This is a genomic window from Nocardioides sp. NPDC057767, assembly GCF_042798275.1.
Classification (GTDB): domain Bacteria; phylum Actinomycetota; class Actinomycetes; order Propionibacteriales; family Nocardioidaceae; genus Nocardioides.
In genome coordinates this window covers 50,338-69,877 of sequence record NZ_JBHVKJ010000028.1, presented here as the reverse complement: position 1 = coordinate 69,877, position 19,540 = coordinate 50,338, and the positions used below count along the sequence as shown (strand labels likewise).

Below are 19,540 nucleotides of genomic sequence, written 5' to 3'. Positions count from 1 at the left end.
CATGCGTCCAGTCACCGATCTCGAGCGTCGCGTCGCCCCGTTCAAGGTGGTCTCCGACTACCAGCCCTCGGGCGACCAACCGGCGGCGATCGCGGAGATCACCAAGCGGATCCAGGACGGCGTCAAGGACGTCGTCCTCCTCGGTGCAACAGGAACCGGTAAGACGGCGACCGTGGCCTGGACCGCCGAGCAGCTGCAGCGTCCGATGCTGGTGCTGCAGCCCAACAAGACCCTCGCCGCCCAGTTCGCCAACGAGCTGCGCCAGCTGTTCCCGGACAACGCGGTCGAATACTTCGTCTCCTACTACGACTACTACCAGCCGGAGGCGTACGTCCCTCAGACCGACACCTACATCGAGAAGGACTCCTCGATCAACGAGGAGGTCGAGCGGCTGCGCCACTCGGCCACCAACTCGCTGCTGACCAGGCGCGACGTGATCGTGGTGAGCACGGTGTCGTGCATCTACGGTCTCGGCACCCCGCAGGAGTACGTCGACCGGATGATCCGGCTGCGAGTGGGGGAGGAGCACGACCGCGACTCGATCCTGCGGCGACTGGTGGAGATCCAATACACCCGCAACGACCTCTCCTTCACCCGCGGCACGTTCCGCGTGCGCGGCGACACCCTGGAGATCTTCCCGGTCTACGAGGAGCACGCGGTCCGGATCGAGTTCTTCGGTGACGAGATCGAGCGGCTGATGACGCTCCACGCCGTCACCGGCGAGGTGCTCACCGAGGACCAGGAGCTCTACGTCTTCCCGGCGACCCACTACGTCGCCGGCCCCGAGCGCATGGAGCGCGCGATCAACGGCATCGAGGCCGAGCTCGACCAGCAGCTGAGCACCTTCGAGAAGCAGGGCAAGATGCTCGAGGCGCAGCGGCTGCGGATGCGTACGACCTATGACATCGAGATGATGCGCCAGGTCGGGTCGTGCTCCGGGATCGAGAACTACTCGATGCACATCGACGGCCGTGAGCGCGGCTCTGCGCCCAACTGTCTGCTCGACTACTTCCCCGAGGACTTCGTCCTCGTCGTCGACGAGTCGCACGTGGCGGTGCCGCAGGTCGGCGGGATGTACGAGGGCGACATGTCCCGCAAGCGCAACCTGGTCGAGCACGGCTTCCGGCTGCCCAGCGCCCAGGACAACCGCCCGCTGAAGTGGGAGGAGTTCCTGGAGCGGATCGGCCAGACCATCTATCTCTCGGCGACCCCGGGCGACTACGAGCTCGACAAGGTCGGCGGCGACACCGTCGAGCAGATCATCCGCCCGACCGGGCTGATCGACCCCGAGGTGATCATCAAGCAGACCAAGGGCCAGATCGACGACCTGATCGGCGAGATCAACGACCGGGTCGCCAAGAACGAGCGCGTCCTGGTCACCACGCTGACCAAGAAGATGTCCGAGGACCTCACCGACTACCTGCTCGACGCCGGCATCCGGACCAGGTATCTCCACTCCGAGGTCGACACCCTCAAGCGGATCGAGCTCCTCCGCGACCTCCGGCTGGGGGAATACGACGTCTTGGTCGGCATCAACCTGCTCCGTGAGGGTCTCGACCTTCCGGAGGTGTCGCTGGTCTCGATCCTCGACGCCGACAAGGAGGGCTTCCTGCGCTCGGACAAGTCGCTGATCCAGACCATCGGCCGTGCCGCCCGAAACGTCTCCGGCCAGGTGCACATGTACGCCGACAAGATCACGCCCTCCATGGAGTCGGCGATCGAGGAGACCAACCGCCGCCGCGCGATCCAGATGGCCTACAACGAGGCCAACGGCATCGACCCGCAGCCCCTGCGCAAGAAGATCGCCGACATCACCGACATGCTCGCCCGTGAGGACGAGTCCACTCAGGAGCTGCTGAACACCTGGGCCGGCACGGAGGCCAAGGGTCGCGCGGGCAAGACCGCGGCCAAGTCGCCCACTCCGATGCTCGGCGACGCCGCCCGCGAGGCCCGCGAGCGCGGCCTCGTCGGCCTCCCGTCCTCCGACCTTGCCCAGCTCATCGGCGACCTCACCGACCAGATGAAGGGCGCCGCCGCCGAGCTCCAGTTCGAGGTCGCCGCCCGGTTGCGCGACGAGATCTCCGAGCTCAAGAAGGAGCTCAGGCAGATGATGGAGGCGACCAAGTGAGCGGTCGCGCTCAAGCGAGGAAGGAGCTTGAAAGCGCGAGCCGCGAGCGCGGGAGCCAAAGGCGCGAAGCGCCGTCGGCGACGAAGTGACGAACGAACCGGCGTAAGCCGCCTCGCGCCGAAGGCGCCGCTCTTGGTTTACGCCGGTTCGTGAGGAGCGAGGAGCGGCGCGCGAGCGAAGCGAGCGCGCTGGCGACGAAGTATTCGTCATGCGACACATCTCGCCCCGAACCCGCCGAGTTCGGCTCAGACCAACCATCGATCTCGCCGAGTCGGCTCGTCATGACGAGCCGACTCGGCATGGATCGTGTTTGACCTACGCGAGCATGCCCTCGATCAGGTCTGCGGCGCGGCGGGTGCCGCCCTCGGCGATCGCGTCGGCGCGCAGCTGAGCAGACCGGGCGACCCGGTCAGGGTCCTCGAGCAGCTCGAGCAGCGCCGTACGCAGCGCAGCGGCCGAGACGTTCTCAGCGTCGATCCGCCGGGCGACGCCCAGCTCGGCCAGCCGGTCGGCGTTCATGAACTGGTCGACCGCCTGCGGCACGGCGATCATCGGCACGCCTGCCAGCAGGCCCTCGCTGCTCCCGCCCATCCCGGCGTGGGTCACGAACGCGTCCGCCGCGGCGAGAACGGCGCGCTGCGGCAGCCAGCGGTGCACCTCCACGTTGCCGGGGAGCTCGCCGAGGTCGGCGGGGTCGACCTGGGTGCCGACCGACATCACGACGTGCCAGCCGGGGAGGGCTGCGTACGCCTCGATGCAGGCTCGGAAGAAGGCCAGGTCGCCGGTGTAGGCCGAGCCGAGGGAGACCAGCAGGACGTGCTCGGCGCCGGCGGGGCGGGTCCAGGTCTCGTCGGAGTCGAGGGCGAAGCAGGGTCCGACGAAGGTGACGACGTTCTCGTCGACCTTGTCCGCGTTGGGCTGCATCGCCCGGGGAATGAGGGCGAGCGCGCGCTTCGGTGCCCCGGCGAACGTCTCCGGGTCGGAGGTCGTCGCCCCGGCGTCCTCCAGCCACGCGGAGAACCGCCCGAGGTAGTCGTCGTAGCCCGGCAGCTGGCGCACCTGTGCGCCGACCTCCTCGGCGTACCCCTCCCAGGCCACGAACGTCGGCGAGAGCTGCACGAACGGGCGCTGCTGCTTCTCGGCGAGCGCCCGGGCGGCGTAGCCACCGATGTCGTAGAGGTAGAGGTCGGCCGGCTCGGTGTCGTAGAACGCACGCAGGTGCGGCAGCACGAGCATCGCGTCATCGAGGAAGATGCCCATCCCGGCGACCGGGTCCTCGGGCCACTGCCGGTCCTCGACGGGCAGCACCGTCGGCATCGGGACCAGCTCGGCCCCGGTCGGCTCGATCGCGTCGGACATCGACTCGTGGGTGGCGTACGTGACCCGGTGGCCGCGTGCGACCAGCTCCTTGATCAGCTCGAGGCTGGGCAGGACGTGGCTGATCGCGGGAGAGGCGACCATGGCGATGTGGCGCGGTGGAATAGTCATGACATCGCTGGACGCTATCGGCCCGGCGACGGCCGAGGCGACCGAGTATTCGCGTCGACCTTTCGCTCATCTGCCCGTCGCGGTCTGTTCACCGCACGTGAGCCCTGGGCCGCGTGTCTCGTCAGTTTTGCGCGTTACCGTCGTAGTTGTGTCTGTTCCCCGGGTCTCCGCGTCCCAGTCCACGATCTGCGTCCTGCTGCTGGGTGTGCTCGGCTTCGCGATGAGCGCCCAGGTGGCGATCGCGATGCCGGCCCTGTTCAAGGCGGACGAGCGGGCTCATGCGGCGTACGCGGTGGCGCTCTCCCAGGGAACGCTCCCGACGATCGACACCGACATCCCTGACGACCCGGCGCGCTACCCGCAGCTGGCCGAGAGCCTCTTCGGCGCCGACGAGGCCCACCGCGACATCTGGGTCGCCAACCATCCGCCCCTGTTCTACGTGATGAGCCAGCCGTTGGTGTGGCTCGGCGACGCGGTCGGCTCCCCGGGACTCACCCTGCTCGGGATGCGGCTGCTGAACGCGCTCGGCTTCGCCCTGACCACGATCATGGTCGGTCTGCTCGCGCGCGAGCTGGTGCCACGACGCCCGGCGGTGCCCGTGATCGCCTCGGCGATGTGCATCGGCTGCGGGGCGATGACGTTCCTGGGCGGCGGGATCTACAACGACGGCTGGTCCTCGGCAGCGGCGTTCATGACCCTCTTCCTCGGCTTCCGGATGATCCGCCAGGGCGTGACCCGCGAGCGCCTGATCGCCGCGGCGGCGGTGGGGGTGGCTGCCGCCGGCCTCCGGTCGACCGGCCTGGTCGCGGTCTTCTTCCTCGGCCTCTGTGTGCTGGTGGCGATGTGGTTGCGGGAGCCGTCGCTGCGTACGTTCCTGAGGGGTTCTTTCTGGCGTGCGGTCGGGATCGCGGCGTGCATCGGCATGGCGCCGGTGGTGGTCTTCGGCTGGTTCTACGTGCGCAACATCCAGCTCTACGGTGACCCGACCGCGTCGGGTTCGCTGTTCGAGAAGTTCGGGCGCGAGCCGAACGGCACCACGCTGTTCCAGCTGGTCAACCCCGAGTTCTACGGCCACCTCCTCGGCAGTCTGTGGACCGACGGCAACATCGCGAATCACTGGAGCCAGGCAGCCGCGATCGTGCTCACGCTCACCCTGGTCGGTCTCGCGCTCGACGCCGCTGCGAAGGCCAACCCGCGTCGCACGGGGGTCCTGCAGCGCATCCGCCTGGCCCCGCAGAGCACGATGCAGCACCGCCAGGACCTGGCGATCTGGGCACTCCTGGGCGGCTACTGCGTGCTGATCCTGGTCAACGTCGCAGGGTTCATCGCCGGTGGCGGCTGGATCCACGCGCGCTACGCCGTCCCGTTCCTGCCGTTCCTCGCCGCGGGCGCGGGGATCGCCGCGCTCCGCCTCGGTCGGATCCTGCCGCTGCGCGTCCACTCCGGCCCGACCTCGCTCGACGAGGCGCGCGACCTGCGGATCGGGCTGAGCGTCTCGCTCGCCTTCATGGTCGTCGGCCTGGTGTGCCACCTCGACACCGAGCAGTACGTCGACGGGCCGGTCAGCAGCACGTTCGCGCTGGTCGCCCTGGTGGCGGCCGACCTGGTGATGTTCGCGGTCGCCGCGTACGTCGCCACCGAGCTCCGGCGGCGGATGCGGCCCGGCACGTTCGACCGGGTTCCGGCTCTCTCCGCACCGGTGCCGACCGGTCCTGTGACCGACGTCGCCCCCAGCCGTCCACGGGAGAGCACCGGCCGCTCGACCACCCCGAAGACACCGTAGCCTCTCTATGTGAGCCACGAAGACCCTCAGTCATCCGCACGCTCATGGCTCGTGTGGGGGATCGGCGTAGCGGTCTACGGGCTCGCGGTCTTCCATCGCAGCAGCCTGGCGGTGGCGGGCCTGGTGGCCACCGAGCGCTTCGGGATCGGCGCCAGCCAGCTGGCCGTCTTCACGATGCTCCAGCTGCTCGTCTACGCGTTCATGCAGGTGCCGGTCGGGCTGCTGGTGGATCGGTACGGCTCACGTACGGTCCTCTCCGCCGGCGCCGTCATCCTGGCTCTGGCGCAGGCCGGCTTCGCGTTCGCCGACTCCTACCCGCTGGCGCTGCTGGCACGTACGTTCGTGGGGATGGGCGACGCGATGACGTTCATCTGCGTGCTGCGGTTGGTGCCGTCCTGGTTCCCGGCCCGCAAGGTGCCGCTGGTCAGCCAGCTGACCGGCACCGTCGGTCAGATCGGCGCGATCGCGGCGGCGGTCCCGATGACCTGGGCGCTCGGCCATCTGGGCTGGACCCGTGCCTACCTCACCGCAGCGTTGATCGGTCCGGTCCTGCTGGTCCTGCTGCTGCTCTTCGTCCATGACGGTCCGGGGGCCCGGCACCGCCGCGGCGGCGCCCTCAACCCGGGGGAGGTCTTCCGGAGCCTGAAGGCGTCCTGGTACCAGCCCGGGACGCGCCTCGGCTTCTGGATCCACTTCTCCACCCCGTTCAGCTCCCACCTGATGGGTCTGCTGTGGGGATTCCCGTTCCTGGTCACCGCCGAGGGCCTCTCCGACACCCTCGCCGGCACCCTGCTCTCCGTCACCGTCGTCGCCGCCCTGGCGGCGGGCCCGGTGATGGGCATCCTCGCCGGCCGCCACCCGTGGCACCGCTCGACCGTCGCGCTGACGATGATCGCGGTGATCGCCTTCGTCTGGACTCTCGTGCTCGTCTGGCCGGGCGAGGCGCCGCTGCCCGTCCTGCTGCTCCTGATGTGTGTGGTCGGTGTCGGTGGACCGGCCTCGATGATCGGCTTCGACGTCGGCCGCACCAGCAACCCGCCCGCCCGGCTGGCGAGCGCCAGCGGGATCATCAACCAGGGCGGTTTCGTCGCTGCGCTGCTCGTGATCGTGCTGGTCGGCTGGATCCTCGACTGGCGTACGCCGGGAAGCTCGACCTCCTACACACCGGAGGCGTTCCACTGGGCGATGTCGGTGCAGTACCTGTTCTGGGGTCTCGGAGCGGTGCAGATCTGGCGTCACCGGCGCGACGTGCGGCGGCGTACGACCCGGGAGCAGGTCGCGGCCGGCTCCTCGATGGTCGCCGACTGAGAAGCGATCGACGCCGTTCGCCCAGACGTCACCTGAACGGCACCCAGGCGCACTAGCTTGTCGAGGTGCCCACGCCTCCGCGCTCGCTGTCCCAGGTGACCGTTTGCCTGCTCCTGCTGGGGGTGCTCGGCTTCGCGATGAGCGCGCAGTACGCGATCGGGATGCCGCCGTTGCTGAAGGCGGACGAGAAGCAGCACGCGGCGTACGCCATCGTCCTGTCCCAGGGCGTGCTGCCGACGATCGACACCAACACCCCGGCCGACCCGGTGCGCTATCCGCAGTTCGCCGAGGCGCTCTTCGGGCTCGACGAGCCGCGCCGTGACATCTGGGTCGCCAACCACCCGCCGCTGTTCTACGTGATGAGCCTGCCGCTGGTCTGGCTCGGCGACGCCGTCGGCGGTGCGGCGGGGGTCGGGGTCACCCTCCTGGGGATGCGGCTGCTGAACGCGCTCGGCTATGCGCTGAGCATCATCCTGGTCGGACTACTGGCCCGCGAGCTGGTCCCCAGACGCCGGGTGGTCCCGGTGCTCGCCGCGGCGATGGTGCTCGGCTGCGGCGCGGTGACCTACGACGGCGGCGCGATCTACAACGACGGCTGGGGCACGGTCGCCGCGTCGCTGACGCTGCTGCTCGGATTCCGGATGGTCCGTGAGGGCGTCACCCGGGACCGGCTGATCTGGGCGACCGTCGCCGGCGTCGCGGCGGCCAGCTTCCGCTCGACCGGCCTGGTGGCGGTGCTCGTGCTCGGTGGCTGTGTGCTGGCAGCGCTGTGGCTGCGCGACCCGACCCTGCGTACGTTCCGCCGCGGTGTGCTCCTCGCCGTCCGGATCGGGCTGGCGCCGGTGATCGTGATCGGCTGGTTCTACGTACGCAACATCGTGCTCTACGGCGATCCGACCGCCTCTGCGGCGCTCTTCGAGAAGTTCTCCAGGCAGACCCACGGCGACACGCTCTTCCAGCTGGTCAACCCGGAGCTCTACCTGCACCTCTACGGCTCGCTGTGGGCCGACGACGTGATCCCGAAGATCTGGATCGTGGCCGCCGCGGGGACGCTCGTCGTCACCGTCACCGGGATGGTGCTCGACGCCAACGCGAAGGCGCGGCCACGACCGGTGGGGGTGATGCGCCGCGTCGTGATCCCGGGGCCGGAGCCGACCCTCCTGGAGCGTCGGCTGGAGCTGGCCGTGCGCGCGTTGATGGGGATCTACTGCGTCGTCATCATCGTCAACCTGGCCTCCTTCCACGCCGGCGGCGGCTGGATCCACGCCCGCTACGCGGTGCCGTTCCTGCCGGTGATCGCGGCGCTGACCTCGCTCGCCGTCCTGCGCGTCGGCCGTCGCTGGGTCCGGGGCGTCGACGAGGAGCGAGTCGACCTGCGCATCACGCTCTACGCCGCCGTCGGGTTCATCGTCTCGGCCACGGTCGGCCATCTCCACATCCAGCAGCGGATCGACGGACCGGCTGACGCCTCCTGGCTCTTCGCCCTGATCGCGGCCGACCTGGTGATGTTCGTCGTCGCCGCGTACGTCACCGCCCAGCTGCGTCGCCGGCTCCGCCCTGACGTCTTCGGCCTGTCCGCGCGACCGGAGGCGAACTCCTCGCCCGGCTTCTTCGACCCTGATCCTGCGGGTTCATCGGCCATCTGGAGAACGGACGTCCCTCGGTGAGCGACCCGCAGCTGGGCGTCTAGCGCGGCTCACGAGGGATCGGCGGGCCGGTCCTTCTCGGACTGCTCCGCCGGCGGGTCGAGGATCGGGGCAGCAGTGTCGGGGGCTGCCTCGATCTCGGCCTGCGAAGCCTTCTTCGCCGCCTTCTTGGCGGCCTTCTTCTCGAGGCGGTGCACCTCGCGCTCCACGATCGCCTCGCGGCGTACGCCGGTGCCGACCAGGTTCACGACCAGGAAGAGCATCGGGTAGAGCGGCCAGGGGTGGCCGTCGGGGGCGGTGGTGAACAGCCAGATGCCCCAGGTGATGAGGCTGACCATCAAGAAGGTGGCGAGCGCTTCCTGGAGCTCCTTGCGGTAGGCAGCCGCCCCCTGCTCGCGGAGGCTGACCGGGTCGGGCAGGTGTGCCCCGGCGTCGCCGGGAGCGGGCTCGACGACCACGAGGTCGTCGACGAGCCCGGGCAGCTCGCCGAGCGTACGGGCCTCGAGCAGGGTGCTCACCCTCTCGTCGTGCTCCTCGCGGGTGAGCCGGCCATCGGCGAACGCGTCGGTCAGCACGGTGCGTACGACCTCCCGATCGGCGTCGGAGGCGCGCATGCGTGCGTTGTCGGCCTGCCTCGGGTCGAGGCGGAACCGGGTCCAGAAACGCTCCACGGCACCAGCCTAGACGCCCGGCCCGGCACCGTCTGTCGAAGCGCCTGCATTAGAGTGACTGGCGCTGGCTACCTGCTAGTATAGAACACGTTCTAGTTTTGCTCTGCCTAGTTTCGAGGGAGGTGGCGGATGCGGATCGCTCTGCTGTCGTATCGCAGCAAGCCGCACGTCGGCGGTCAAGGCGTCTATATCCGCCATCTGAGCCGGGAGCTCGCCAAGCTGGGGCACACCGTCGAGGTCTTCTCCGGGCAGCCCTATCCGGATCTCGACCTGGAGGGGGAGGGCGTCACCCTCACCAAGGTGCCGAGCCTGGGCCTCTACGAGGAGCCCAACCCGTTCGGCAACCCGAGGCTCTCCGAGATCCGCGACCTGGTCGACGTCGAGGAGTGGGCACGGATGCGCACGGGTGCCTTCCCGGAGCCGCTGACCTTCGCCAAGCGTGTCGTCAAGGTGCTGAAGGAACGCACGGACGACTTCGACATCGTCCACGACAACCAGACGCTGGCCACGCCGCTGCTGCGCATCGAGCCGGAGCTCGGGCTGCCGCTGGTCACCACGATCCATCATCCGATCTCGTTCGACCGCCGCATCGAGATGGAGAGCGCCGAGGGCTGGAAGAAGAAGTTCGGCGTCTGGCGCTGGTACTCGTTCGTGAAGATGCAGGCCGAGGTCGCCGCGCAGCTGCGCCACGTGATCACGCCCTCGGACAACTCCAAGCGCGACATCCTCACCGACTTCGGCGTCCCCTCGGACCGCGTACAGACCGTGCACCTCGGCGTGCCGGAGGAGTTCGTCCCGCCGACCGGACCCCGCGTCCAGGGCCGGATCCTGGCCATGGCCAGCGCCGACGCCCCGCTGAAGGGCATCGCCTTCCTGCTCGAGGCCTTCGCCAAGCTGCGTACCGAACGCGACCTGGAGCTGGTCCTGGTCTCCAAGCCCAAGAAGGACGGCCCGACCGAGCAGCTGATCGAGAAGCTGGCGATCAAGGAGCACGTACGTTTCGTCAACGGCATCTCCGATGCCGAGCTCGTCGAGCTGATGGGCTCGGCGGAGATCGCCTGCGTGCCCTCGCTCTACGAGGGCTTCTCGCTGCCGACCGCAGAGCTGATGGCCTGCGGCACCCCGCTCGTCGTCTCCCGTGCCGGCGCTATCCCGGAGGTCGTCGGCCCCGACGACCTGTGCGCGAAGCTGGTCTCCCCGGGCGACACCGAGGAGCTCGAGCAGGCCATCGCGGCGCTGCTCGACGACCCCGAGCGCCGGGCGCGCTACTCGGCTGCCGGGCGCGCGCGGGTAGAGGAGCACTTCTCCTGGCACGCCGTCGCCGAGCGGATGACGGCCGTCTATCAGCAGTCCATCGACCAGTTCCACACAGACGAGAGGAAGTGAGCCGTGCTCACCGTTGACTTCGACCGCCTTGGCCTGAAGGCCGGAGAGCGCGTGCTCGACATGGGTGCCGGCGGGGGCCGGCACGCCTTCGAGATGTACCGCCGTGGCGCCGACGTGATCGCGTTCGACCAGGACGCCGAGGAGCTCGCCAAGGTCTCGGAGTGGTTCTTCGCGATGCGCGACGAGGTCCCTGCGGGCGCCAACGCGGAGATCAAGGAGGGTGACGCCCTGTCGTTGCCGTTCGCCGACGGTGAGTTCGACCGGATCGTGGCCGCCGAGGTGCTCGAGCACATCCACCACGACGTCGACGCCATCAAGGAGCTGGTCCGGGTGCTCCGCCCCGGCGGCACCCTGGCCATCTCGGTGCCGCGCTGGCTGCCCGAGGTCGTCAACTGGAAGCTCTCGGCCGACTACCACAACACCACCGGCGGCCACATCCGGATCTACACCGACCACGAGCTCATCGACAAGGTCACCAAGGCCGGCCGCCCCAACGACGGCACCCCCGGTGACGCGATGGTCTTCGAGGGGAAGTCCTACGCCCACGGTCTGCACGCGCCCTACTGGTGGCTGAAGTCGGCCGTCGGCGTCGAGAACGACAAGCACCCGCTGGTGAAGGCCTATCACCAGGTCCTGGTCTGGGAGATCATGAAGAACCCGCTCCCGCTGCGCCTGGCCGGCAAGGTCCTCGACCCGGTGATCGGCAAGAGCATGGTCCTCTACTTCCGCAAACCGCATCCTGTCGCCTCCGACCCGACCACGGTCGACTGATCCTCGGATGAGAGTCGAGATCCCGTACGTCGACGGGGTGCTGACCCCTGACCAGATCGCTGCCACGGCCGGGTCGATCGCCCGTGCCCAGGAGCCGTCGGGCGCGATCCCGTGGGTGCCCGGCCAGCACACCGACATCTGGAACCATGTCGAGGCGGCCATGGGCCTGCTCGTCGGTGGTCTGGTGGAGGAGGCCGAGGCTGCGTACTCGTGGGTTCCGACTCTGCAGAACGCGGACGGCTCCTGGCCGATGAAGATCGTCTCCGGGGCTCCGGTGGAGACGATCGGCGAGTCCAACATGTCCGCCTACTTCGCGGTCGGGCTCTGGCACCACTGGCTGATCCGACGCGACCGGGCGTTCGTGGAGCGGCACTGGCCCTCCGTGCGCGCCGGGCTGGACTTCGTGGTCGGTCTCCAGCTGCCCTTCGGTGGGATCGCCTGGACGCCGCGCGACCCGTTCGCGCTGCTCACCGGCTCGTCCTCGATCTACCAGTCGCTGCGCGCCGGCGTCGCCCTGGCCGACCTGATGGACGACCCCCAGCCGGAGTGGGAGATCGTCGGTGGCCGCCTCGGCCACGCCCTGCGGCACCACCGCGACGAGTTCGAGGACAAGTCGCACCACTCGATGGACTGGTACTACCCGGTCCTCGGCGGCGCCGTGGTCGGGGCCGCGGGTCACGACCTGATCGAGTCACGCTGGGACCACTTCGTACGCCCCGGTCTCGGTGCTCTGTGCGTCGACACCAACCCGTGGGTGACCGGCGCGGAGACCTGTGAGCTGGTGATGGCGCTCGACAACATCGGCGACCACCGACGGGCCCTGACGCTGTTGACCGACATGCAGCACATGCGCGCCGACGACGGCGGCTACTGGACCGGCTGGGTCTACGAGTCGCCCGACTACCCCAACCCGAACCCCAACGCGTTCTGGCCCGAGGAGCACTCCACCTTCACCGCCGCCGCGGTCATCCTGGCCGCGGACGCGCTGGGGGAGCGCTACGGCGGGTCCACCCCGGGCTCCGGGATCATGCGCGGCACCTCGCTCGCCGCGCGGTTCGAGGAACTGGCGCTGGAGTGTGGCTGCGAGACGTCAGAGGCGTCGCAGCACGCGTAGCGAGCCGACCGCGTCGATCTCCTCGAACTGCTTCGAGGCGAGCGCGGGCAGGTAGATCTCCTCGTACGGCGGCCGGCCGCCGTCGGCCGGGACGGGGAACACGTCATGGACCAGCAGCAGCCCGCCGGGCATGACCTTGGGCGCCCAGCCGCGGTAGTCGAGCTGCGCAGGCTCGACGCCGTGGCCGCCGTCGATGAAGAGGAACGAGACCGGCGTCGTCCACCACCGGCTCACGGTCGTCGAGGCGCCGATCACCGCGACCACCTCGTCCTCGAGACCGGCTCGCTCGATGGTGCGCCGGAAGGTCGGCAGCGTGTCCAGTCGCCCGGTGCGCTCGTCGACCAGGGTCGTGTCGTGGTGCTCCCAGCCGGCCTGGTTCTCCTCGCTGCCGTGGTGGTGGTCGACGGTGAACACCGTGCCACCGGTCAGCTTCGCGGCCGCGCCGAGATAGACCGAGGACTTTCCGCAGTAGGTCCCGATCTCGACCGCGGGTCCGTGGGGCAGCCGCTCGACGGCGTACCGGAACAGCGCGAGGCCCTCCTCGGGAGGCATGAACCCCGTGGCGTCGAGAGCGTGCTCGAGCAGATCCGCGGGCATCTCAGGCGTAGACACCCGGGCACCCTAGCCGAGCCGCCGCACGTCGGCGACAATCCGGTCCATGACGAACACCGAGGAGGCCGCGACGGCATCGGGAGGGCACTCGGTGCTGGTCGTTCCGGTGCCCGAGCTGGAGGCGTACGTCCTGGAGCGGACCCGCCACTACGACGACTCGTTCGTCTCCACCGACTCGGCGTTCGTGCACGCGCACATCACGCTGCTCGCGCCGTTCCTCGCCTCGCCCACGAGCGAGGACCTGGGGCTGGTCGAGAAGATCGCGACCGCTGCCGCAGCCTTCGACTTCGTGCTCGAGGACGTGCGCCTGTTCTCCGGTGGCACGATCTATCTGCATCCCGAGCCGACGGAGCCGTTCGCGGCGCTGACCGCGGAGCTGAGTGCCGCGTTCCCGCAGTGCCCGCCCTATGCGGGGCTCTTCGAGCCGGTGCCACACCTGACGGTCGACCACATCGCCGGGGGAGTGTCTCTCGGGTCGACGCGTGCGTCCCTGGCATCGGTGCTGCCGGCGCGGTGCCGCGCGGACCGGATCAGCCTTCAGCGGTACGCCAACCACGACTGCCGCGTGATCGAGGAATGGCCGCTCGGCGGGACGTCGGAGGTATGAGCGCGGGTCAGGGCGCGGGGGCGGACATCGCCTGCATCACGTAGCCGATCATGACCAGCATCGTCAGGCTGCTGATGGCGATGCCGGCGACCGCGGCCCAGCGGCCGCGCCGCTTCTCGTCGGCGGTGCGGGCCAGCCCGATGATCCCGAGGATGAAGCCGAGCGGGCCGCACAGCAGCACGCTCGCGATCAACGACGCGACCGAGACGCCGTCGAGCGGCACGGCGTAGAGCGACCAGGCGTTGGCCGGCTTCCTGGGCGCCGCGGCCGGCGGCGGCGTCGGCGTGACCGGCTGTGGTTTGGCCGGCTGAGGATTCGGAGCCTGGGGCGGTGTCACCTGGGGGCTCGCCATCTGGGGATTGCCCATCGAGGGATTCCCCACCGGAGGCGCGGGTTGGGGATTCGCCGTCGCCTGGCCGGCGGTCGCCTGCGGTCGAGGCATCTCGGATGCCGCGGGAGGTGGCTTGGGCGCCGCGGCCCGCTGACGAGCGGAGAGGGCCGGGTTGGCCGCACGAGCCTGCCGGGTGGCCTGCCGCAGGCGGCTGACGGAGGGGCGCACGCGGGCCGGCGGGGGCACCGGGCCCTGAGCGGTGCCGGGCGCCGGTGCGGGCCGGGGCGCCTTGGTGCCCCACTCGGCTCGCCAGCGGCGGTCGCGGCTGAGCGGCGGGGTGGCCGGACCAGCCTCCGGTGTGTTCGCCGCAGGACCAGGAGGAACCGCTCCGCGGCGCCGCGCGAGCTCCTCGTCGAGCGTCGCACGGGCGATCGGGTCGAGCAGTACGTCGCGCGCGCGGTTGATCCGCATCATCAGCTCGCCGTCGGCGACACGGCCGCCACGGTCGGGATGGAACTGCTTGGCGAGCTCGCGATGGCGTGCGCGCACGGCCGCGTCGTCCGCGTCCGGACCGATCTGGAGTACGGAATAGGCGTCGATGAACTTCCCGCTCACTCAACGCCCCCCACGCACAGTCCTTCGGTATTCGGCCTCGACTCCCGGGCTCCTCGCCCGGTGCCTCAGAAATCCCAGAGCAGGGAAATCCTAGAGCAGTCCTGGCGAGATGCTGGTTTCGCCACGGAAATTGACCGAGGGCCGCCCAGTTGGGCGGCCCTCGAAGTGGAGCGGACGACGAGGCTCGAACTCGCGACCTCAACCTTGGCAAGGTTGCGCTCTACCAACTGAGCTACGTCCGCTTGCGAGAAGAACAGTAGCGGATGTGGTCGGCTGAGCTCCAACTGGGGTGCGCGTGTCACGAACCTGCTTCGGGGGAGTCGGCCGGCGGCGTACGCCGCTCGAGCTGCGCGACGAGCTGGGTGACCTGGGCCTGATGCGCCGCCCTCAGGTCGTCGAGGCGCTCGGCCGCGTGGGTGCGCTCGCGGTCCAGCTCGGCGCGGGCGGCGTCGCGGTCCGCCTTGGCCGCGGCCTCGCTCCCGCGCAGGTCGGCGATCTTGTCGCGGAGCGCGTCCACCTGCTCGCGGGCGGCGTCGCGCTGCGTACGCAGCCCGGAGCTCGTCGCCTCGGCGCTGGCCACCGCTTTCTCGGCTGCCTTCTTCTCGGCGATCAGCTGCTCCTGCAGCCGAGCCATCGCCTTCTCGGCGTGGTCGGCGCGCGCGGTCTCGCTCCGCCGCCGCTGCACCGCCGAGTCGTGCTCGGCCTGCAGCCTCTCCAGTTTCTCGGCCAGGCTCGCGCGGGCAGACGTCATCTCGGTGAGGTTCTGCTCGAGCGAGGCGATCGTCGCGGCGGCGGTCTCCGCTGCAGATCGCGCCTCCGACTCGGCCCTCTCCAGGGCGGCCTGCGCGTCTTGTCGGGATTCCTCGGCCGCGGTGGTGGCCGCCAGCGCCTGCCTCAAGACCTCGGCCGAGCGCTCGGACTCCTCCAGCGCCTCCGCGGCGGCAGCATCCGCTTCGTCCCGCTCCGCCTCGGCAGCACGCTGGGCCTGCTCGGCCCGAACCGCGCGCGCCCCAGACGCGGCGATCTGCTCCTGCGCCTCACTCTGCACGGTGGCGATCTGGGCCTCGGCAGCGGTCAGGTCGCCGAGCGTACGCAGCTCCTCGAGCGCCTTCGGAAGCTGGTCGAGGAACCGGTCGGCGAGCTGGGTCAGCTGCGTGGTGATCTCGGCCGCGCGCTGCTGTGCGGCCTGCACCGGTCGTGCGGTCTCTTCCTGCGGCCGCGACTCGGCGAGTCGCTGCAGCCGCTTCCGCTCGCGCCAGGCGGCGGCTCGGTTGTGAGTGGGGTCGTCGCAGTACTCCGGCGGCCGGCCACTCCCGCTCTCCGACGCCGCCGCCGGCAGGGGACAGCCGGGGAAGCGGCAGAGCTTCTCGTCGACAACGATCGTTTCCGTCATTGCGTCATCATAGCGTGACGAAAGACGAAACGAATACTTAATAAGTCCCGAAATGAGATCCCGCGGCGCCACACAACATAACCGGCATTATGATGTGTGCCTGTGAGCGCGATCGAGAACCGTCCGAAGACCCCGACCACAGACCTCGCGGTGACGGAATCCGTCAGAGAGCTGTTCCTCGGGGACCTGGCGGAGCTGCCCCCGGAGAAGAGGGCCGAGGCGCTCGCCCGCAGGTTCCTGCTCTCCTACGCAGGGCACACCCGCGCGGCGTACGGACGAGACCTCTCCGACTGGTTCGCCTGGTGTACTGCCCTGGACATCGACCCGCTGGCCGCCAACCGGGCAATGGTCGACGGCTACGCCCGCCACCTGGAGACACGACGGAGCCCGGCGACGATCGCCCGGCGGCTCTCCGCGATCGCCGGCTTCTACCGCTACGGCGTCGCCGAGAACGTCCTGAGCGCCTCGCCGGCCGAGCACATCAAGCGCCCCAGGACCAGCAACGACTCCCAGACCCTGGGGATGGACAGGGGAGAGGCGCGGGCCTTCCTCGTCGCCGCACGCGACCACTCGAGCCGCGCAGCCGCCCTGGTCACGCTCCTGCTCCACGACGGGCTGCGCATCTCGGAGGCCCTGGGCGCCGACGTCACCGACCTCAGCCACTCCCGCGGCCACCGCATCCTGACGATCACCCGCAAGGGAGGCGCCCGGCGCGACGTCGTCCTCAACCCGGCGACCTCTCATGCCCTCGACACCTACCTCGATGCCCGAGTCGACGGCCCGGTCTTCGTCACGGGCACCGGCAACCGCTGGCACCGCTCCGAGGCCTTCCGCCTGATCCGCCGCCTCGGCGCGTCAGCAGGCATCGAGCACGGCGACAAGCTCTCCCCGCACAGCCTCCGCCACACCTTCGTCACCCTGGCCCGCGAGGCCGGCGTACCTCTCGAGGACGTCCAGGATGCCGCGGGTCACGCCGACCCGCGCACCACTCGCCGCTACGACCGCGGCCGCCACAACCTCGACCGCCACCCCGCCTACGCCCTGGGCGCGTTCCTCGCGGACTGAGGCCCTACTCCGCGTGGGAGTGCGCGCCCGCCTCATGGTGATCGGTGGCCCGCATCGCGCCGTAGAGGTGGTGGCTGTACACCTGGTAACCGAGCATTGCCTGCACGTAGCGTCGTTCGTCCTCCATGGACCGGGCGCGGTTGGCGGCCAGTTCGCGGAGGGCATCGAGGCGCTGCTCGAGCTCGTCGCGCAGGACGTCGGTCAGGTAGTCACCCAGCTGTTGGCTCGAGCCTGATTCGATCGCATGCTCGGCCAGGGGGATCACGGGACCGACCGACACCCCGGCCGGCTTCAGGCCGGTGTAAGGAGCGCCCTCCCCGGCGCGGTGCAGGCGCACCACGGTCTCGAAGAACCACAGCTCAGCGGTATCGCGGACCTGCGGTCCGGTGTCACGGAGCGGCGCCACACGGTCGTAGGCCGCGCGAACCTCGGCTTCGGCTTCGGCGGGTACGAACGGCAGGACAAGGTTCACATCAGCCGCTTCCAGCGCCTGGCGAGCCGCAGCGACGACGGGGCCGTCCATCGAGTCACAGTGCGGAGGCATGCCATCCCTCCTTGACGGATTTCGTATCGATCACTTCGACGCTAGGCGCGGGTGCCTGCGAGCGAAAGAGCCCAAGGTCACCGTCGTGTCGGGCCGCGCGGGCCGTTGGGCCCTGCCGTCGACGCCGGCCTGATCGCCACCGTCGATCGGTGTCCACCCGCACCGCCGTCCTGACTGATCCTGATACCGCGCTGCCGCTTCCTGAAGGTCTACGCACCCAGATCGGTCAGGTGCAGATGTCCGTCACCGTCTGCGGGCGCGACAGCGCGCGTCTGGCTTCGACCGCCGGAATCCGCCGGAGGGCCTGACAAGCCGTACCGGTCCCAGTACGTTCGGTGTGGCAGCCACCCTTGTCAGCGTTGACGGAGGAGAGATATGAGCCAGACGAGCGTTCAAGAGCTCACCACGGACTACGTGGTGGTGGGGGCGGGATCGTCGGGAGCCGTGCTCGCAGCACGACTCAGCGAGGATCCGAACGTCCAGGTGACCCTGCTCGAGGCGGGTCCGCGCGACAAGGGCATGAACATCCACGTCCCGGCGGCGTTCTCCAAGCTCTTCCGGACCGAGCACGACTGGGACTACTCCACCGAGCCACAGCCGGAGCTCGGCGGCCGCCGGATCTACTGGCCGCGCGGCCGGATGCTGGGCGGCTGCTCCTCGATGAACGCGATGATGTGGGTCAAGGGCCTCCAGACCGACTACGAGGAGTGGGGTGCGGCGGCCGGACCCGAGTGGGGCTGGGACGCCGTCAAGAAGGCCTACGCGAAGCTCGAGGACGTCGAGGACGCCACCGCGCTCGACGGCACCGGTGGCCCGGTCCGCGTGGAGCGGCAGCGGAGCCCACGTCCCTATACCGAGTCGTTCCTCCAGGCCGCAGAGCAGGCCGGCTTCACTCGCGGGCGGGCCAACGGCCCCAACCCCGAGGCGTACGTCGAGACCATGGTCACCCAGCGCCGCGGCGCCCGGTGGAGCACCGCCGCGGCCTACCTCAAGCCCGCCGCCAGACGCGCCAACCTGAACGTGGTCACCGGCGCCCAGGTTTCCCGGGTGACCTTCGACGGACGCCGCGCGACCGGTGTCGAAGCCGTCGTCGTCGACGGGCAGCGGACAACCGTCACCGCACGGCGCGAGGTGATCCTCGCCGGCGGCGCTGTCAACACCCCCCAGCTCCTGATGCTCTCCGGGATCGGGCCGGCTGCGCACCTGAAGGACCTCGGCATCGAGATCGTCCACGACGCCAAGGAGGTGGGGGAGAACCTCACCGACCATCTCGTCGCGGGTCTCGGCTGGGAGGTCGAGCAGGGCTCGCTCGCGACCGCGGAGTCGCTCCGCCACCTGGCCAACTACCTGCTGCGCCGGCGCGGGATGCTCACGTCCAACGTCGGCGAGGCCTACGGCTTCCTCCGCTCGCGTCCCGACCTGGAGGCGCCCGACATCGAGATGATCTTCGCTCCGGTCGGCTTCTTCGACGAGGGACTGGTGCCGTTCGTGGGCGAGGCGGTTGTCGCCGGTCCGATCCTGGTCGACCCGGCCAGCCGTGGGCGGATCACGCTCGCCTCCTCGGACCCTGCCGCCAAGGTGCTCATCGACCCGCGCTATCTCTCCGACCCCGAGGGCAGGGACCGCGCGGCGATGGTGGAGGGCGTCCGGGCCGCCCTGGACATCGCCGCGCAGCCGGCGCTCAAGCCGATCCTGGGCGAGCTCCTGCGTCCCGAGCTCCCGGCGGACTCCACGGCGGAGGAGGTTGCCGACGCCCTGCTGGCTCGCCACGCGCACACCCTCTACCACCCGACCGGCACCTGCCGGATGGGCACGGACGAGGCGAGCGTGGTGGATCCGAGCCTGCGCGTACGCGGCGTCGAAGGCCTTCGCGTCGCGGACGCCTCGATCATGCCGAGGATCGTGCGCGGCCACACGAACGCGCCCGCGATCATGATCGGCGAGCGCGCTGCCGACCTCATCAGGAACCCGAGACCCTGAAGGCGTACGCCACGGGCAAGGTCGCCCACTACAAGATGCCACGCCACGTCCTGGTCGTCGAGGAGTTCCCGATGACCGTGACCGGCACGGTGCGTAAG

The 19,540-nt window shown here is 69.8% G+C and carries 17 protein-coding genes and 1 tRNA gene; 11 read left to right on the top strand and 7 right to left on the bottom strand.

The genetic code is table 11. From position 1 onward, the window contains the following. Position 1 precedes the first annotated feature (1 nt). Positions 2 to 2,128 carry an excinuclease ABC subunit UvrB gene (uvrB, locus tag ACFVDI_RS15995; protein ID WP_378906662.1) on the top strand — a complete coding sequence of 709 codons (2,127 nt, stop codon included), beginning with the start codon at positions 2 to 4 and terminating at the stop codon, positions 2,126 to 2,128. A 315-nt stretch (positions 2,129 to 2,443) separates the two neighbouring features. On the opposite strand, the gene ACFVDI_RS15990 is transcribed toward uvrB, so the two are convergent. Next, entirely contained in the window at positions 2,444 to 3,616 is a 1,173-nt protein-coding gene (locus ACFVDI_RS15990; protein ID WP_378906660.1) for a macrolide family glycosyltransferase, read from the bottom strand. Between the two features lie 148 nt (positions 3,617 to 3,764). Here ACFVDI_RS15990 and ACFVDI_RS15985 point away from each other — a divergent pair, with 148 nt between their 5' ends. The 3 genes from ACFVDI_RS15985 (at position 3,765) to ACFVDI_RS15975 (ending at position 8,374) form a co-directional block, all read left to right on the top strand. Then, on the top strand, positions 3,765 to 5,399 hold the full coding sequence (locus ACFVDI_RS15985) for a hypothetical protein (RefSeq protein ID WP_378906658.1): 1,635 nt from the start codon (positions 3,765 to 3,767) through the stop codon (positions 5,397 to 5,399). 9 nt (positions 5,400 to 5,408) lie between these two features. Continuing rightward, positions 5,409 to 6,707 carry a nitrate/nitrite transporter gene (locus ACFVDI_RS15980; protein WP_378906656.1) on the top strand — a complete coding sequence of 433 codons (1,299 nt, stop codon included), beginning with the start codon at positions 5,409 to 5,411 and terminating at the stop codon, positions 6,705 to 6,707. Positions 6,708 to 6,772: 65 nt separating this feature from the next. Beyond that, positions 6,773 to 8,374: an ArnT family glycosyltransferase gene (locus tag ACFVDI_RS15975; RefSeq protein WP_378906654.1), complete on the top strand. Its 1,602-nt coding sequence runs from the start codon at positions 6,773 to 6,775 to the stop codon at positions 8,372 to 8,374. 29 nt (positions 8,375 to 8,403) lie between these two features. Here the strand turns inward: ACFVDI_RS15975 and ACFVDI_RS15970 are convergent, their stop codons facing one another. Beyond that, positions 8,404 to 9,024, bottom strand: a complete 621-nt coding sequence (locus ACFVDI_RS15970) for a DUF1707 domain-containing protein (RefSeq protein ID WP_378906652.1) — start codon at positions 9,022 to 9,024, stop codon at positions 8,404 to 8,406. Between the two features lie 129 nt (positions 9,025 to 9,153). On the opposite strand from ACFVDI_RS15970, the gene ACFVDI_RS15965 reads away from it, so the two are divergent. Genes ACFVDI_RS15965 through ACFVDI_RS15955 form a run of 3 tightly spaced genes read left to right on the top strand, consistent with a single transcriptional unit; the run spans position 9,154 to position 12,295 of the window. Next, on the top strand, positions 9,154 to 10,410 hold the full coding sequence (locus tag ACFVDI_RS15965) for a glycosyltransferase family 4 protein (RefSeq protein ID WP_378906647.1): 1,257 nt from the start codon (positions 9,154 to 9,156) through the stop codon (positions 10,408 to 10,410). Between the two features lie 3 nt (positions 10,411 to 10,413). Next, complete coding sequence (locus tag ACFVDI_RS15960) at positions 10,414 to 11,181, top strand: class I SAM-dependent methyltransferase (RefSeq protein WP_378906645.1); 768 nt, start codon at positions 10,414 to 10,416, stop codon at positions 11,179 to 11,181. Between the two features lie 7 nt (positions 11,182 to 11,188). Continuing rightward, positions 11,189 to 12,295: a prenyltransferase gene (locus ACFVDI_RS15955; protein ID WP_378906643.1), complete on the top strand. Its 1,107-nt coding sequence runs from the start codon at positions 11,189 to 11,191 to the stop codon at positions 12,293 to 12,295. On the opposite strand, the gene ACFVDI_RS15950 is transcribed toward ACFVDI_RS15955, so the two are convergent. Further along, positions 12,272 to 12,907, bottom strand: coding sequence for a class I SAM-dependent methyltransferase (locus tag ACFVDI_RS15950; RefSeq protein WP_378906641.1), 636 nt, complete (start codon positions 12,905 to 12,907; stop codon positions 12,272 to 12,274). The two genes, ACFVDI_RS15955 and ACFVDI_RS15950, sit on opposite strands and share 24 nt — an antisense overlap. Before the next feature lie 46 nt (positions 12,908 to 12,953). Between ACFVDI_RS15950 and ACFVDI_RS15945 the strand changes: the two genes are divergently transcribed. Then, the gene (locus ACFVDI_RS15945) at positions 12,954 to 13,514 is read left to right on the top strand and encodes a 2'-5' RNA ligase family protein (RefSeq protein ID WP_378906639.1); all 561 of its coding nucleotides are present in this window, start codon (positions 12,954 to 12,956) and stop codon (positions 13,512 to 13,514) included. Positions 13,515 to 13,521: 7 nt separating this feature from the next. Here ACFVDI_RS15945 and ACFVDI_RS15940 read toward each other — a convergent pair whose 3' ends face one another. From ACFVDI_RS15940 to ACFVDI_RS15930, 3 genes are all read right to left on the bottom strand, one after another. Next, on the bottom strand, positions 13,522 to 14,460 hold the full coding sequence (locus tag ACFVDI_RS15940; RefSeq protein WP_378906637.1) for a DnaJ domain-containing protein: 939 nt from the start codon (positions 14,458 to 14,460) through the stop codon (positions 13,522 to 13,524). A gap of 166 nt (positions 14,461 to 14,626) precedes the next feature. Then, positions 14,627 to 14,702, bottom strand: a tRNA-Gly gene (locus ACFVDI_RS15935). A 56-nt stretch (positions 14,703 to 14,758) separates the two neighbouring features. Beyond that, positions 14,759 to 15,853, bottom strand: a complete 1,095-nt coding sequence (locus ACFVDI_RS15930) for a hypothetical protein (protein WP_378906635.1) — start codon at positions 15,851 to 15,853, stop codon at positions 14,759 to 14,761. Between the two features lie 102 nt (positions 15,854 to 15,955). Between ACFVDI_RS15930 and ACFVDI_RS15925 the strand changes: the two genes are divergently transcribed. Beyond that, a complete protein-coding gene (locus ACFVDI_RS15925) occupies positions 15,956 to 16,918 on the top strand; it encodes a tyrosine-type recombinase/integrase (RefSeq protein WP_378906633.1) in 963 nt (320 codons plus the stop codon). Between the two features lie 4 nt (positions 16,919 to 16,922). Here ACFVDI_RS15925 and ACFVDI_RS15920 read toward each other — a convergent pair whose 3' ends face one another. Next, a complete protein-coding gene (locus ACFVDI_RS15920; protein ID WP_378906631.1) occupies positions 16,923 to 17,441 on the bottom strand; it encodes a DUF6448 family protein in 519 nt (172 codons plus the stop codon). Between the two features lie 170 nt (positions 17,442 to 17,611). On the opposite strand from ACFVDI_RS15920, the gene ACFVDI_RS15915 reads away from it, so the two are divergent. Beyond that, positions 17,612 to 17,770 (top strand): hypothetical protein, encoded by a 159-nt coding sequence (locus ACFVDI_RS15915; protein WP_378906629.1) that lies wholly within the window; start codon positions 17,612 to 17,614, stop codon positions 17,768 to 17,770. A gap of 67 nt (positions 17,771 to 17,837) precedes the next feature. Beyond that, positions 17,838 to 19,442: a GMC family oxidoreductase gene (locus ACFVDI_RS15910; RefSeq protein WP_378906627.1), complete on the top strand. Its 1,605-nt coding sequence runs from the start codon at positions 17,838 to 17,840 to the stop codon at positions 19,440 to 19,442. Positions 19,443 to 19,540: the final 98 nt, after the last annotated feature.